The 13,963-nt window shown below is 63.0% G+C and carries 15 protein-coding genes; 7 read left to right on the forward strand and 8 right to left on the reverse strand.

Annotation, left to right across the window (positions count from 1 at the left end; all coding sequences use genetic code 11):
* Nucleotides 1-12 precede the first annotated feature (12 nt).
* The 6 genes from LB559_RS28485 to LB559_RS28510 all read right to left on the reverse strand — a co-directional run bounded on the left by LB559_RS28485 (nt 13) and on the right by LB559_RS28510 (nt 5,059).
* Nucleotides 13-807 carry an FAD binding domain-containing protein gene (locus tag LB559_RS28485; RefSeq protein WP_224675541.1) on the reverse strand — a complete coding sequence of 265 codons (795 nt, stop codon included), beginning with the start codon at nt 805-807 and terminating at the stop codon, nt 13-15.
* A 13-nt stretch (nt 808-820) separates the two neighbouring features.
* Complete coding sequence (locus LB559_RS28490; RefSeq protein WP_013530850.1) at nt 821-1,264, reverse strand: SRPBCC family protein; 444 nt, start codon at nt 1,262-1,264, stop codon at nt 821-823.
* A gap of 151 nt (nt 1,265-1,415) precedes the next feature.
* Nucleotides 1,416-2,243 (reverse strand): AraC family transcriptional regulator, encoded by an 828-nt coding sequence (locus LB559_RS28495; protein ID WP_024501541.1) that lies wholly within the window; start codon nt 2,241-2,243, stop codon nt 1,416-1,418.
* A 179-nt stretch (nt 2,244-2,422) separates the two neighbouring features.
* Complete coding sequence (locus LB559_RS28500; RefSeq protein ID WP_224675542.1) at nt 2,423-3,190, reverse strand: SDR family oxidoreductase; 768 nt, start codon at nt 3,188-3,190, stop codon at nt 2,423-2,425.
* A gap of 87 nt (nt 3,191-3,277) precedes the next feature.
* The gene (locus LB559_RS28505) at nt 3,278-4,276 is read right to left on the reverse strand and encodes an ABC transporter permease (protein WP_013530853.1); all 999 of its coding nucleotides are present in this window, start codon (nt 4,274-4,276) and stop codon (nt 3,278-3,280) included.
* A 42-nt stretch (nt 4,277-4,318) separates the two neighbouring features.
* The gene (locus LB559_RS28510) at nt 4,319-5,059 is read right to left on the reverse strand and encodes an ATP-binding cassette domain-containing protein (protein ID WP_013530854.1); all 741 of its coding nucleotides are present in this window, start codon (nt 5,057-5,059) and stop codon (nt 4,319-4,321) included.
* Nucleotides 5,060-5,524: 465 nt separating this feature from the next.
* On the opposite strand from LB559_RS28510, the gene LB559_RS28515 reads away from it, so the two are divergent.
* Both LB559_RS28515 and LB559_RS28520 read left to right on the forward strand, forming a co-directional pair.
* Nucleotides 5,525-6,514, forward strand: coding sequence for a sugar-binding protein (locus LB559_RS28515; protein WP_013530855.1), 990 nt, complete (start codon nt 5,525-5,527; stop codon nt 6,512-6,514).
* Nucleotides 6,515-6,712: 198 nt separating this feature from the next.
* Nucleotides 6,713-7,495, forward strand: coding sequence for a FadR/GntR family transcriptional regulator (locus LB559_RS28520; protein ID WP_013530856.1), 783 nt, complete (start codon nt 6,713-6,715; stop codon nt 7,493-7,495).
* 24 nt (nt 7,496-7,519) lie between these two features.
* Here the strand turns inward: LB559_RS28520 and LB559_RS28525 are convergent, their stop codons facing one another.
* Nucleotides 7,520-8,458, reverse strand: coding sequence for an NAD(P)-dependent oxidoreductase (locus tag LB559_RS28525; RefSeq protein ID WP_224675543.1), 939 nt, complete (start codon nt 8,456-8,458; stop codon nt 7,520-7,522).
* 119 nt (nt 8,459-8,577) lie between these two features.
* Here LB559_RS28525 and LB559_RS28530 point away from each other — a divergent pair, with 119 nt between their 5' ends.
* Nucleotides 8,578-9,474, forward strand: a complete 897-nt coding sequence (locus LB559_RS28530) for an NAD-dependent epimerase/dehydratase family protein (protein WP_224675544.1) — start codon at nt 8,578-8,580, stop codon at nt 9,472-9,474.
* 308 nt (nt 9,475-9,782) lie between these two features.
* Nucleotides 9,783-10,559: a FadR/GntR family transcriptional regulator gene (locus tag LB559_RS28535; protein ID WP_024501538.1), complete on the forward strand. Its 777-nt coding sequence runs from the start codon at nt 9,783-9,785 to the stop codon at nt 10,557-10,559.
* A gap of 14 nt (nt 10,560-10,573) precedes the next feature.
* Here the strand turns inward: LB559_RS28535 and LB559_RS28540 are convergent, their stop codons facing one another.
* Nucleotides 10,574-10,864, reverse strand: a complete 291-nt coding sequence (locus LB559_RS28540; RefSeq protein WP_027160693.1) for a DUF3175 domain-containing protein — start codon at nt 10,862-10,864, stop codon at nt 10,574-10,576.
* A gap of 170 nt (nt 10,865-11,034) precedes the next feature.
* Here LB559_RS28540 and LB559_RS28545 point away from each other — a divergent pair, with 170 nt between their 5' ends.
* From LB559_RS28545 to LB559_RS28555, 3 genes are all read left to right on the forward strand, one after another.
* Nucleotides 11,035-12,264, forward strand: a complete 1,230-nt coding sequence (locus tag LB559_RS28545) for an MFS transporter (RefSeq protein ID WP_224675545.1) — start codon at nt 11,035-11,037, stop codon at nt 12,262-12,264.
* Nucleotides 12,265-12,285: 21 nt separating this feature from the next.
* Nucleotides 12,286-12,615, forward strand: coding sequence for a hypothetical protein (locus LB559_RS28550; protein WP_032898595.1), 330 nt, complete (start codon nt 12,286-12,288; stop codon nt 12,613-12,615).
* A 98-nt stretch (nt 12,616-12,713) separates the two neighbouring features.
* On the forward strand, nt 12,714-13,742 hold the full coding sequence (locus tag LB559_RS28555; RefSeq protein ID WP_024501536.1) for a LacI family DNA-binding transcriptional regulator: 1,029 nt from the start codon (nt 12,714-12,716) through the stop codon (nt 13,740-13,742).
* Nucleotides 13,743-13,963 lie beyond the last annotated feature (221 nt).

The raw sequence follows: 13,963 nt of genomic DNA on the forward strand, positions 1-13,963 counted from the left end.
CCCGAACAAATATTATGCTAGCAGCAACCGGCCGAGATGAACCGGCAGGACTTCGGCGCGATACCAGGCGCTGGCGATCGGGTCGGTGATGGGCGAGGTGCCATCACCGGCCGCGGCCAAGGCCGGCGCGATGCCGTCAGCGGTCAGCGTTCGGCCGATCAGCGCTTTTTCCGCCGCCCTGGCGCGCATGGGCCGATCCGCCATGCAGCCGAGCGCGATCCGCGCCGAGGTCACGGAGCCATCCGACGACAGTTCCAGAGCACCGGCTATGCTGAGCACGGAGACGCCCTTGGGCTTGACCCTCGACACTTTCAGGAAGCGGAAACTGTCGGCCTTCGGAAGCGTGAAGCTCACGGAAGTGACGACGACGCGGCTGCCGCCCCGATTGGCCAGGAAAGTCTCGATCGGCGTTTCACCGTCATCGGTGCTGACCGTCGCATCGAGCGCCAGCAGGGCAACGGCGAAATCGCCATAGGGGGCCGGGGCAAAAAGATTGCCGCCGACGGTCGCCATGTTGCGGATGGCCGGGCCTCCGACGGCACGGGCGGCCTTGGCGAGCGTGCCGAGCTCCGGATGGCCGGCGATCGCCGCCATGGTCACCGAAGCGCCGATGCGGACTTTATCGCCGGCAACGGCGATGGTGGACAAGGACGGCTCGGTCGACCTGATAAGGCCGGATACCGAAACATCGCCTTCATTGGCCGCGCGGACGACCAGCGTGCCGCCACCGAGATAGCGGGTGCCGGCCGCCTTCAGTGCCGCGTTCGCGTCTTTCACCGTTGCAAAAGTCTGCAGTGCCAGCGCCATGGTCTGGCTCCTGTCAGCTCTGGCCGGCGAAATGGCTTTTCAGGGCGTTGAAGCCGCCCTGAAAGACATTGGCGCCCATGCCCTCGGCCAGCTTGTCTGCCTCCTCGGGGGCGGCGTCGAAGCTGGCGGTCCATTCGGCGTAGGTGCGGTCGCCATCGGTCACGCGCCGCAGCTGCAGGGTCGCCTTGTGGTTGGTCAGCGGCTGCGGCGTCTCGAGGATGGAGTAGCTGACCAGGAAATTCTGATCGGAGAAGTCGAGCAGCTTTTCGCGCAGGCGGGCGCCGCTGGCGAGCTGGAAATTGCGCACGCAGCCGATTGTGGTGGCATCCTTGCCGTCTTCAATGTGGCTTTCCACCATGCGCGGATGCCAGTCCGGCAGCCCGTTGAAGTCGCGTATGCGCGCCCAGACCTTTTCGACCGGCGCGTCGATGACGCTGGAGATGGTGACTTTGGCCATTCAAAATGTTCCCTTGCAAAAGCGATCCGGTGCAAGGGTAGGGCGGCCATTTCAGCGACGCTTATCAATGCGTCTTGAGCGCCTATCAAGGAGTCTGAAAAAGGGCGGGGAGTCTGAAAAAGGGCGGGGAGTCTGAAAAAGGGCGGCTGGTTCAGGCGATCGCCCGCGCGGCCTCGCGGTAGAGCGTCGGCGGCACGCCGACATGGTCGCGGAAAAAGCGCGAGAAATTGCCCTGCGTGGTGAAGCCGAGATTGCAGGCGACGGAGATCAGCGGTTCCTGCGACCATTGCAGCTGCCGCACCGCTTCCTCCATGCGCAGCGTGTTCCAGTAGACATTGGGCGTCAGATTGGTCTGTTCCTTGAACAAAGCGAAGAAATGCGGTCGCGACAGGCCGACGCTGCGCGCCACGTCGTCGAAGCAGATGCGCTCGCAGACATTGGCTCTCATCAACTGGATTGCCTTGCGGACACGAAAATCCTGCATGGTGTTGATGCGGACACGGGCCTCCTGCGGCGCCGAGGCGTCGGCGGCGTCGAGCACGCTATCGATGAAACGCTCGATCTCGTAGTTGGCGATATCGTCGACGCTCTCATTGTCGCTGAGGTGGTCGAGCAGATTGGCGGCGGCCTGATGCAGCCACGGTTCCAGCGTGATCGCGGCTTGTGAAAACAGCGGCGCCGACGAAGGCAGGTCGCGGCGGCGCCGCGCCCAGTCGGGATCGATGTAGAAGGCGAGAAACAGACCGGGCGTCCCGTTTTGCGACAGAACATGGCTGTGCGGCTGGAAGGAGTTGATGCCGGCGGCCGTTCCAGGCCCAAGCCGGACGGTCTCGCGGCCGATGGTCATTTCGCCGGCCGTACCTTCCAGCCAGATGATGAGATGGGCCTCGACATGGGCATGGGTGACGAAGTCGCTTGCGACATTCAGGATAGAAACATGTCCGAACCGGCCCCAGTAGAGCCTGATCGCTTCCGTCATGGGTATATCCTCCCGCAGGCGACTGGCCTCCCTTCGCCTGCAGTGGGGATTGTGCGGCCGAGTTCGGGGCCGCGTCAAGACGCGCGCGGGCGGCGAGGGCGAATGACGGCCAGTGAGGCCGGATTTTCAGACTGAGCGATACGCACTGGAACGAATGGCGGTCGGGAGAATTGCCAACCTCAAACCGAAGCCGTCATGCCGCCATCGACATACAGCGTATGGCCGTTGACGAAGGACGAGGCATCTGACGCCAGAAACACGGCGGCGCCGATCAACTCGTCGACATTGCCCCAGCGCCCGGCCGGCGTGCGCTTTTCCAGCCAGGCGGAAAATTCGGGATTGTCGACCAGCGCCTGGTTCATCTCGGTGCGGAAATAGCCGGGCGCGATCGCATTGATCTGCAGGCCGTGTTTGGCCCAATCGGCGCACATGCCCCTTGTCAGGTTGCGGATCGCGCCCTTGGTGGCGGTGTAGGGCGCGATGTTCGGCCTTGCCAGTTCGCTCTGCACCGAACCGACGTTGATGATCTTGCCCTTGCCGCGCGGGATCATGTGGCGGGCGACCGCCTTGGCTGCATGGAAGGCGCCCGACACATTGGTCTTGAACAGGCGCTCCCATTGCTCCTCGGGAAAGTCCTCGAGCGGGGCGCGGAATTGTATGCCGGCATTGTTGATGAGGACGTCGATGGCGCCGATCTCGGCCTCGATGCGGGCAATGTCCTCGTTGACCGCCTGAAAATCGGTGACGTCGAATACCGAGGCGTGCGCCTTGAAGCCGGCGTTGCGCAGCTTATCGACGGCGCTGTCGATCCTGGCGGCGTCGCGGCCGTTCAGCACCACGCTTGCCCCATGTTCGGCCAGGCCCCGAGCCAGCGCGAAGCCGATGCCCTGGCCGGAGCCGGTCACCAGCGCCAGCCGACCCTCGAGGCTGAACAGGGAGTTGGCCATCAAACCGTCTTTTGTTTGACCATGATCTCCGGACAAACGGTTCCGTTTGTCCGAGAAAACCGGTTTCCACTTTTCGGGATCATGGTTCTAGTCGCTGCGGCGGAAATTGCGGATGCGGTCGAACAGCACCGCCAGCAGGATGGCGCCGCCGATGAAGACGCCTTGCCAGAAGGCATTAATGCCGAGCAGGCCGAGACTGTTGCGGATCACCTCGATCAGGGCCGCGCCGACGATGGCGCCGAAGGCGGTGCCGACGCCGCCGGCCAGATTGGCGCCGCCGATGACGGTGGCGGCGATTACCTGCAGCTCCATGCCGGTGCCGAGATTGGTGGTGACGGCACCCAGCCAGCCGGTCTGGATGATGCCCGCAATGCCCGCCGACAGCGCCGAGATCATGTAGACGGCAACCTTGATTTGGCGCACCGGAACGCCGGTCAGCGTTGCCGCGTGCTCATTGCCGCCGATGGCGAAGATATGGCGGCCGAACTTGGTCCAGCGCAGGATGAAGCCGGTGATCAGCGCCAGAAGGATCATGTAAAGCACCGGGTTGGCGATGCCGAACACCCAGGCGCCGCCGCCCAATGACAGAAGCTTGGCATGGTCCGGCCCGAACTGGAAGACCACCGTGTTGTTGGAGGCGACCATGGCGAGGCTTCGGGCGATCGACAGCATGCCGAGCGTCACCACGAAGGGTGGAAAGCCGAGATAGGCGATCAGCACGCCGTTGAAGGCGCCAATGGCGAGCGCGGTGGCAATCGAGGCCAGGATGCCGACCTCGATCGAGTAGCCGGCATGCATGGTGACGGCCAGCACCATCGACGACAGGCACAGCACCGAGCCGACAGACAGGTCGATGCCGCCGGTGATGATGACGAAGGTCATGCCGAGCGCGATGATGGCGACGAAGGTGATGTTGCGGGTGATGTTGTAGAGGTTCTTCGAGGTGGCGAAAGCGTCGGTGGCAAACGACAGGAACACGCAGGCAAGGATGACCGCGATCACCACCCAGAAAGTCTGGCTGGCAAACAGTCTCGCGGCCAAGGATTGCTGCTTATGCTCGATCGGCTGGTCAATTGTCAGTGCCATCGTCGACCTTCATCTGCTGTGCGTGGTGGAATTCGCTTGAAATCAAACCTGTTCGATAGCGCCGGTGATCAGCCCGGTGACTTCCTCGGGCGAGCTCGACGCAATCGTCTTGTCGGCGACCTTGCGCCCGCGCCGCATGACGATGACGCGGTCGGCGACGGTGAACACGTCGGGCATGCGGTGGCTGATCAGAACGACGGCGATGCCCTGATCGCGCAAATGGCGGATGAGGTTCAGCACTTCGGCGACCTGGCGCACCGAGATCGCCGCCGTCGGTTCGTCCATCAGCACGATCTTGGCCTGCGACAGCATGGTGCGGGCAATCGCCACCGCCTGGCGCTGGCCGCCCGACATCTGCTTGACGAGGTCGCGCGGACGGGTCTCGGACTTCAATTCGGCGAAGAGCTGGCCGGCACGCTTGTACATCGAGGCATAGTCGAGGATCCGAAACGGCCCGACGCCGCGCCGCAACTCACGGCCGAGATAGACATTGGCGGCGGCAGTCAGATTGTTGCAGAGCGCAAGGTCCTGGTGGACGATCTCGATGCCGTGCTGGCGGGCTTCCGCCGGCTTGTGCAGGATCAATTCCTTGCCGTCCATGTGCATGGTGCCATGGCTCGGGCGGAAATTGCCAGCGATCATCTTGACCAGCGTCGACTTGCCGGCGCCGTTGTCGCCCATCAGGCCGACCACCTGTCCGGGCTCGATCGACAGCGAAACGTCGTTGACGGCCTGGATAGCGCCGAAATGCCTTGAGATGTTGGTGAGTTCGAGAACCGCCACCAGCCTTTGCTCCCCGTGTTTTGCGACCTGCAGCTGTTACCGGCGTGGATGCCGACGCTGCTTTGGCCTCGCTCTCCCCGGCTCCTCCCGAAGACGGCGTTAGCGTTCTTTTACGCAAAAGCCGGCGCACGTCAATCAATTGTCGGACGAATTGGGCCAGGACTATTTTAAAAATCCGTTTTGTAGGACAAATAGCATTGACGTTGGCGCCAAGCCGATATTAGCTAAGCGTCGGAGGAGATTATGCCGATCCCCGCTGGCGGTTCGCCGGCCGGAATTGGCGGAGGTTTGACGGTCCAGGATCCGGCGGCACCTGTGTGTGAGCTGATCTGAAGCCGAATCTGGAAATGCTTATCGATCTGTCCTGGCGACACGAGCGCTCGCGAAACGACCCTCGGTCATCACGCATCCGGTCGATCTGTATGGCGGGCACGCCGTGTCCGTTTGTTTCAAGGGAGGACTGACATGAGGAAAACACTTTTGCTCGCCGCCGTCGCCGCCATGGCGTTGGGTGCCGGGCCGGCTTTGGCCAAGAAACAGCTCGTCATTGTCGTGAAAGGTCTCGACAATCCGTTCTTCGAGGCCATCCACCAGGGCTGCGAGAAATGGAACAAGGAAAACGCCAGCTCGGAATATGAATGCTTCTACACCGGTCCGGCGTCGACTTCGGACGAGGCCGGCGAGGCGCAGATCGTCCAGGACATGCTGAGCAAGGCCGACACGGTGGCGATGGCGATCTCGCCGTCCAACGCGCCGCTGATCGCGCAGACGATCAAGAGTGCCAATCCGTCGATCCCGATCATGACGGTCGACGCCGATCTCAGCAAGGAAGACGCAGGCCTTCGCAAGACCTATCTCGGTACCGACAATTACCTGATGGGCAAGAAGATCGGCGAGTACATCAAGAAGGGCAAGCCGAATGGTGGCACGATCTGCACCATCGAAGGCAACCCGGCAGCCGACAACATCCTGCGCCGTGCGCAAGGCATGCGTGACGCACTGTCGGGCAAGGAGGGCCTCGCCGCACTTGCCGGTGAAGGTGGCTGGACCGAAGTCGCCGGCTGCCCGGTGTTCACCAACGACGATGGCGCCAAGGGCGTGCAGGCGATGACCGACATCCTCGCCGCCAACCCCAAGCTGGACGCCTTCGGCATCATGGGCGGCTGGCCGCTGTTCGGCGCGCCGCAGCCCTATCGCGATCTGTTCGGACCGCTCAAGGACCGGATCGCCAGCAACGACTTCGTCATCGGCGCCGCCGACACGATCGGCGACGAGATTGCGATCGCTCGTGACGGCCTTGTAACGGCTCTGGTCGGCCAGCGGCCGTTCGAAATGGGCTACAAGGCACCGTCGGTGATGATCGACCTGATCGAAGGCAAGGCGGTCGCCGATCCGGTGTTCACCGGCCTCGACGAGTGCACCAAGGATACGGTCGACACCTGCATCCAGAAGTAGGTTCTCGATTTCGGGGCGCCCGGCTGCGGGCGCCCCGTCATTCCTGGACGGAAGCGATAATTCCCGAACGGACGCAATGGTTGGGGCTACCGGCTCCGGCTTTGCTGCGCCCGTGATCTGGATTTTTCGGCAACGAGATCGGCGCCCGTGCGGTTCGGACCAGTCCGGACGACAGACGGTCGACGCATTGGAACGTGGATGCCGGACGAGAAGTCAAGCAAGCGAACCGACCGGGCCAAGGCACAAGCCAGCCACGGCCCGGCTGTCATGCGCAAGGCCGGTGCTGCGCATTTTGCGGGAGCGAGCGTCCATGTCTCGCTGGCCGGCGAGATCGGCCTGCGGATCGTGCGTGGCGACTATCCGCCCGGCACCATCCTGCCCAACGAGTCCAGATGGGCCGAGATCTTCAATGTCAGCCGTTCGGCGGTGCGCGAAGCCATCAAGATGCTGATGGCGAAAAGCCTGTTGGCCTCACGCCCCAAGATCGGCAGCTGGGTCGAGCCGAAGGAGCGCTGGAACCTGCTCGACCGCGACGTGCTGGCCTGGTACGCGACGGCGCCCGACCGCGAGGCGTTCCTGCGAACCGTGCAGGAGTTTCGTCATATCATCGAGCCGGAAGCATCGGCCTTTGCCGCCATACGGCGCAGTGACGAGCAAATGGCGGAAATCAGCCAGGCCTGCCGCGAGATGGGCGAGGCCTTGAGCCTGCAGGAGCGTATCCGCGCCGATACGCGCTTTCATCTGGCCATCCTGCGCGCCTCCGGCAACGACCTTCTGGTGCCGCTCGGAGTGCTGATCGAGTCGGCGCTCGACCATCTCTTCGCATTCACGACACAGCAGGTCGCCGATCAGCGCCAGGCGCAGAAGCTGCATGAGGCGATCGAAAAGAACATCCGCCTGCAGCGCCCGGCCGCCGCGCGCAACGCCGTGCACAAGCTGCTTGCGGATACCGATGAAGGGATCGGGCGCTGGAGGCGGTGATCGGCGCCTGCGTTGGGCAATCGGTTAAATGGTCTGCTTCTTGCCATCCTTCATCGGCATCAGGTCGACGCCGTTCACCTTGCCGATATGCGTTGCCAGCATCGGTACGAATTGCTCGGCCGGGCCGGTTGCATGAGCACCGGCGAAGGCGTTCTTGGTGGCGTTGCCGAGCGGGTTGGCAATGCCGGCCGCACCCGCCATCGATTCCAGATAGGTCAGGTCCTTGAAGGCATTGGCGATGGTGAATTTGTGCGCGTCGCGGTCACTGTCCAGCGTCCAGCGCATGAAGGTCTGGTAGAAGCCGCAATCCATACGGCCATTGCGGATGACGCTGTCGAAGCGCGGCGGCGAGATGCCGACCTTCTCAGCCAGTGCCAGTGCCTCGGAATAGATCGCGGCGTAGCCGAGCGAGATGAAATTGTTGAGCAGCTTCATGCGATGGCCATCGCCGGTGTCGCCGATATGGACGATGCGGCCGGCCCAGGTTTCGATTACCGGTTTCACCCTGGCAAAGAGGGCGTCCGGCGCGCCGACCATGGCGTCGAGTGTGCCTTCCCAGGCTTCCTTCGGCGTGCGGCTGAGCGGTGCGTCGACAAAGTCGATGCCGAGCGCCTTGAGCTCAGCGGCAAGCGCAATGGTCGAGACCGGGTCGGAGGTCGAGCAGTCGACGACGACGGAACCTTTCTTCAAACCCTCCTTGAGGCCGCCCGGGCCGCGAATGATGGCTTCGACCTCGCGCGAACCGGTGACGCAGATGAAGACGATTGTCGATGCCGCCGCCACATCGCGCGAGGTCGATGCTTCGGTGGCGCCTCGGCCAAGCAGGTCTTCCGCCGGCTTGCGGTTCTTGCGGCCGAGAAAGGTCAGGCTGTAGCCCTTGTCGACGATGTTCTTGGCGATCCCGTGGCCCATCAGGCCAAGCCCGATGAAGCCGATCTTTTCGCTCGCGGCAGTCGTGTTCATGTCTTCAAGTCCTGTTGCAATGATTGATGTCAGGCGCTGCCGTTTTGCAGGCGTGGGTGGTTGCGGATGGCGATATTGTCTGACAATACACATAAATTCCTGAGGATGTGGAGAGCAAAATGACGAAGCGGATCATGTTCACCGGCGGCAGCGGCAAGGCCGGACGCCATGTCGTCCAGTATCTGGTCGAGCAAGGCTGCCAGGTGCTCAACATCGACACCAAGCCGCTCGACAACCCCAAGGTGCGCACGCTGATCACCGACATCACCGACAGCGGGCAGGTGTTCAACGCACTGTCGAGCTATATGGGCCTGCATGAATTCGACCCCTCGCTGCGTCCGCAGCCGGTCGATGCGGTGGTGCATTTCGCCGCCATCCCGCGCATCATGATCACCACCGACAACGAGGTGTTCCGCATCAATGCGCTCGGCACCTACAATGTCATCGAGGCGGCAGTTAAGCTCGGTATCCGAAAGGTAATCATCGCCTCCAGCGAGACCACCTATGGGCTGGTCTTCGCCAACGAGCCGCGCGATCCAAAATATTTCCCGCTCGACGAGGAGTATGACGTCGATCCGATGGACAGCTATGCCTTGTCCAAGGTCGTCAACGAGAAGACGGCGCGGGCCTTCGCGCAGCGCAACGGCACCGACATTTATGCCCTGCGCATCGGCAACGTCATCGAGCCGCACGAATATTCGCTGTTTCCGAAATGGTTCGCCGATCCGGGTTTCCGCAAGCGCATCGCCTGGAGCTATGTCGACGCGCGCGACCTTGGCCAGATCACGCTGCGCGCCATAGAGAAGGACGGGCTCGGCTATCAGGTGTTCAACGCGGCCAATGACGACACCTCGTCCGACCTGCCGACAGCCGAACTCTTGAAGCGGTTCTACCCCGGCGTGCCGGTCAAGGCCGAACTCGGCGAATACGAGACGCTGCTCTCCAACCGCAAGGCGCGTGACGTGCTGGGCCTCCGCCCGGAGCATAGCTGGCGCAGATACGTCAAGCAGGCCTAGGCATGTCGACATTCAGGTGATGCCGGCCTGCGAATGACGGCTTTCTGCGCTTCCGGCCTTCGCCGGCCGAAGCACTTATGAGTGGTCGTGGCAGTCAAGGCTACGGCCGGCGTAGGCCGGTGCTCACGTACCCAAAAGTACGCTGCGCTCCGGTTCTCGAAATCCGTCATTCTCGGCTCGGCCTGACCTGAATATCGACATGCCAATCAAGCGGCGGATCGGGGCTGATCTGTGCACAGCGGGCAGCTTTGCGATGCAAGCCGCTTGCCGCGCTTGACAGCCTGCTTAATACGGACTTTCTGGACCCCATGCGGGACGCGAAGCCGAACAAGGAAAAATCGTTGGGGAAAGCGGCCTCCGGGGACCGTCCGGGCGGCGTTCGCCGGGCGGACGCCGCGCGTATTCCCGGCTCCAGCGTCCACGCCTCGCTGGCCAGTGAAATTGGCCTCAGGATCGTGCGCGGCGATTATCCGCCTGGCACCATCCTGCCCAATGAAGCGAAATGGTCGGAGACCTTCAGCGTCAGCCGCTCGGCGGTGCGCGAAGCGATCAAGATGCTGATGGCCAAGAGCCTTTTGGCCTCACGTCCCAAGATCGGCAGCTGGGTCGAGCCGAAGGAACGCTGGAACCTGCTCGATCGCGATGTGCTGGCCTGGTACGCGACGTCGCCGGACCGCGAAGTGTTCCTCAAGACGGTGCAGGAATTCCGCCATATCATCGAGCCGGAAGCGACCGCGTTCGCCGCGATGCGAAGAACCGACGAGCAGATGGCCGAGATCAGCCTGGCCTGCCGTGAGATGGGCGCGGCGACGAGCCTGCAGGAGCGGACCCGCGCCGACACGCGCTTCCATCTCGCCATCCTGCGGGCTTCGGGCAACGACCTGCTGGTGCCGCTCGGCGTACTGATCGAATCCGCCTTCGATCATCTCTTTGCCTATACGACACGGGAGATCGACGATCTCAACCACGCGCAGAAGCTGCACGAGGCGATCGAGAAGAACATCCGCCTGCAGCGCCCCGACGCGGCGCGCAATGCTGTGCGCAAACTGCTCGCCAACACAGACGGCGTCATCCGCGCCCGGTAGGGCTGGACGGGCCGCTAATCATCCTTGTCACGTCCGAAGGCGCTGCGCAGCTCGCCCTTGGCGTCCTCAAGCACTTTTTTGCGCGCGGCAGGCAAGTTCTTGCCGGCGCGGTTGATGTAAAAATTCAGCATCGACATGGCGGATTGAAAAGGCTCGGCCTTGCGCCTGTGGCTGTGTTCGGCGGATCGTTTCAGCGAGGCGGCGATCTTCCTGGCGTCGTCGGATTCGAAGACGTGATCCTCAAGATCCATTGCGTTGCTGTGCTCGGTCACCTCGGCCGACCATTTTTTCCTGGTGGCGGTCATCGCAGGACTCCTTTGCGGGGTGGGTTGCCGGGAAACTCCGCACATCGGCATCGGTTCCGCCCTGGCTCTGGAGCCACGGATTTGCCCGCTGTGGCGCTGCTGCGGCCTGAGAATGCGCCGATAGTGGCGCAAACGGCAGCCGATCTCCAAGACCGCCGACAGGAAACGCCTTGACCCGAACCGACAGCCTCCAGCCCGGCCCCGGCATCGACAGCTCCTATGCGTGGATGCGGCTTGCCATCTCGATGCTGCTGGCGACGATCGGCGCCGTGGGCATGTGGGCTGTCGTCGTCGTGCTGCCCGCCGTGCAGGCCGAGTTCGGCGTCGACCGCGCCGCGGCGTCCATGCCTTACACGGCGACCATGGTCGGTTTCGCCGCCGGCAACGTGCTGGTCGGCCGCGCCATCGACCGGATGGGTTACTGGATCCCGGCGCTGATCTCTTCGATTGCGCTTTCCGCGGGCCTGCTGCTCGCGGCGCTGTCGACCTCGATCCTGCAATTCACGCTTGCCCAGGGGGTGCTGATCGGTATCGGCACGTCGGTGATCTTCGGGCCGCTGATCGCCGATATCTCGCACTGGTTCAACCGCCGTCGCGGTGTTGCGGTCACGGCGGCGGCGGCCGGCAATTATCTTGCCGGGGCGTTGTGGCCGACCATCATGCCGACGCTGATGAAGGCGGAGGGCTGGCGCTTCACCTATGCGGCAATCGGCATCTTCTGCCTGGTGACAATGGTGCCGCTGGTGCTGATGCTGCGGCGCGGTGCCCCGGCGGCGGCCGTCGCGGGTTCGCCCGGAAGCCGGTCGGTGCAGCCGATCTCGCTGTCGCCGGCGGCCTTGCAGGTGCTGCTGGTCGTCGCCGGGCTCGGCTGCTGCGTGGCGATGTCGATGCCGCAAGTGCATATCGTCGCCTATTGCATGGACCTTGGCTACGGCGTCGCACATGGCGCCGACATGCTGTCGATCATGATGGCGGGCGGCGTCGTCAGCCGGCTGGCGTCCGGCTTCCTCGCCGACCGTATCGGCGCCGTGTGGACATTGATGATCGGCTCGGTCCTGCAGTGCCTGTCGCTGCTGTTCTACATCCCGTTCGACGGGCCTGCCTCGCTCTATGTGGTGTCGCTGGTGTTCGGCCTGTCGCAGGGCGGCATCGTGCCTTGCTACGCGATCATCGTGCGCGATTACATGCCGGCCAGAGAGGCCGGCCAGCGTATCGGCATCGTCATGATGGCGACCATCTTCGGCATGGCGATCGGCGGCTGGATGTCGGGCTGGATCTACGATTTGACCGGCTCTTATGCGGCTGCGTTCCTGAACGGTATTGCCTGGAATATCTTGAATATACTGGCTATCGTTCTGTTATTGTGGCGGTCGCGGCGATCATTGACGGTTGCAGCTTAAGCCTTATTCCGGGCGCACAAAATGCATCTCGATCTTCACGGTAAGCCCATTCTTCTAACAATAGCGGTGTGGGCCTGCACCGCGGGATGCCTCGCAGGCGCCGCCGCAATTTTCTATTCGATTATCCTGGTGCTCGGCAGAACCGGGGCGCTTGTAGACACTACTGAGGAAAGATCACTTGGTTGGAGCGAGCGAGCCGGCCGCAGGAATAGCCGTTTCAACAGATTTCTTGTTGCTGACGAATTCCGATCGCTTCGCAAGCTCCTGTTTGGAGCATGGGCCGGATTTTTAGTCTCGTTTGGTCTTCTTTCTCTGCTGATTTTTCTCTTTGGGGAGCGGACATTGACCTAGCGTCGAGAAGGAAGCGCGCGGATAAATATCCCACTTTGACAACATATGACGGCTGCGGGCGCGATGGCTTCCGATCTGTATCTTGCGAGGACTCGATTTTGACCAAGCCGCGCACGCGCCGGGGCGGCGGCCGCCCGACCATCGCGGATGTCGCGCGCAAGGCCGGTGTCGGCGCCATCACCGTGTCGCGCGCCCTGCGCGAGCCGGAGCGTGTCTCCGAAGAGTTGCGCCGCCAGATCCAGGCCGCCGTCGACGAACTGGGCTACGTGCCGGACCCGAATGCCCGGGCGCTGGCCTCGGCGCGCGCCGAGGTGTTCGGCGTGCTGGTGCCGTCGCTTACCAACAACGTCTTCGCCGAGGTGGTGCGCGGCATCTATGACAGCCTGTCGGCCAGCCCGTTCCGCATCCAGCTTGGCAACACCCACTATTCCGGCCTCGAGGAAGAGCGGCTGCTGCAGCTGTTCGGTTCGCAACGGCCAGCGGCGCTGATCGTCGCCGGCATCGATCAGACGCCGGCTTCACGAAAGCTGCTGGAAAGTGCCGGCTGCCCTGTGGTGCAGGTGATGGAAACCGGTCCCGATCCGGTCGACATGATGGTCGGCTTCTCGCATCTCGATGGCGGGAGGGCGGCGACCGAGCATCTGATCGAGGCCGGCTATCGCCGCATCGGCTTCATCGGCGCGCGCATGGATCCGCGTTCGCAGCGGCGCCTTGCCGGCTATCGCGCGGCGATGGAGGCCGCGGGCCTGTTCGACCCGCGCCTCGTCACCACCACGCCGGTGCTGTCCAGCGTGTCGCTCGGCCGCGAGATGTTCCGCGACGCGCTGGCCAAGGTGCCGACACTCGACGGTGTCTTCTGCAACAATGACGACATCGCGCTCGGCGTCTTGTTCGAATGCCATCGCGCCTCGATCGCGGTGCCGAAGACGATCGGCATCGTCGGTTTCAACGATCTCGACATGATGCAGGTGGCGTTTCCTTCGGTCACCAGCATCCGCACCCATCGTTATGAGATCGGCCGGCGTGCCGTCGCCATGGCGCTTGCTGCGATCGCCGGCAAAAGACCGGAGCAACGGATCGTAGACCTCGGTTTCGAGCTCAAGCGCCGCGAGAGCACGGCGCGTTGAAACGCACAGAAGCGACTGTGCGAATGCCGGTTTACACGCCAATTTGGTAGCGCTACCATCTCCTACAGGCAGTTGCATCAACGACATCGCACCTGTTTATTATACATAAGCGACAACTAATACTTGTTTATTATGGATAATATGATAGTTTTCGCCCCGCTGGCGGCGACAAGGGAGGTACCGGGTCGGCCATCACGGGCGGCCGAGGAAGCGCATGGCAA

It is taken from the genome of Mesorhizobium sp. BR1-1-3, from assembly GCF_020165455.1.
Lineage (GTDB): Bacteria > Pseudomonadota > Alphaproteobacteria > Rhizobiales > Rhizobiaceae > Mesorhizobium > Mesorhizobium ciceri.

Excerpts from the sequence above, each read along its gene's own strand:
- LB559_RS28485 (WP_224675541.1), bottom strand. The coding sequence starts at position 807 with ATGGCGCTGGCACTGCAGACTTTTGCAACGGTGAAAGACGCGAACGCG.
- LB559_RS28490 (WP_013530850.1), bottom strand. The coding sequence starts at position 1,264 with ATGGCCAAAGTCACCATCTCCAGCGTCATCGACGCGCCGGTCGAAAAG.
- LB559_RS28495 (WP_024501541.1), bottom strand. The coding sequence starts at position 2,243 with ATGACGGAAGCGATCAGGCTCTACTGGGGCCGGTTCGGACATGTTTCT.
- LB559_RS28500 (WP_224675542.1), bottom strand. The coding sequence starts at position 3,190 with ATGGCCAACTCCCTGTTCAGCCTCGAGGGTCGGCTGGCGCTGGTGACC.
- LB559_RS28505 (WP_013530853.1), bottom strand. The coding sequence starts at position 4,276 with ATGGCACTGACAATTGACCAGCCGATCGAGCATAAGCAGCAATCCTTG.
- LB559_RS28515 (WP_013530855.1), top strand. The coding sequence starts at position 5,525 with ATGAGGAAAACACTTTTGCTCGCCGCCGTCGCCGCCATGGCGTTGGGT.
- LB559_RS28520 (WP_013530856.1), top strand. The coding sequence starts at position 6,713 with ATGCCGGACGAGAAGTCAAGCAAGCGAACCGACCGGGCCAAGGCACAA.
- LB559_RS28525 (WP_224675543.1), bottom strand. The coding sequence starts at position 8,458 with ATGAACACGACTGCCGCGAGCGAAAAGATCGGCTTCATCGGGCTTGGC.
- LB559_RS28530 (WP_224675544.1), top strand. The coding sequence starts at position 8,578 with ATGACGAAGCGGATCATGTTCACCGGCGGCAGCGGCAAGGCCGGACGC.
- LB559_RS28535 (WP_024501538.1), top strand. The coding sequence starts at position 9,783 with ATGCGGGACGCGAAGCCGAACAAGGAAAAATCGTTGGGGAAAGCGGCC.
- LB559_RS28540 (WP_027160693.1), bottom strand. The coding sequence starts at position 10,864 with ATGACCGCCACCAGGAAAAAATGGTCGGCCGAGGTGACCGAGCACAGC.
- LB559_RS28550 (WP_032898595.1), top strand. The coding sequence starts at position 12,286 with ATGCATCTCGATCTTCACGGTAAGCCCATTCTTCTAACAATAGCGGTG.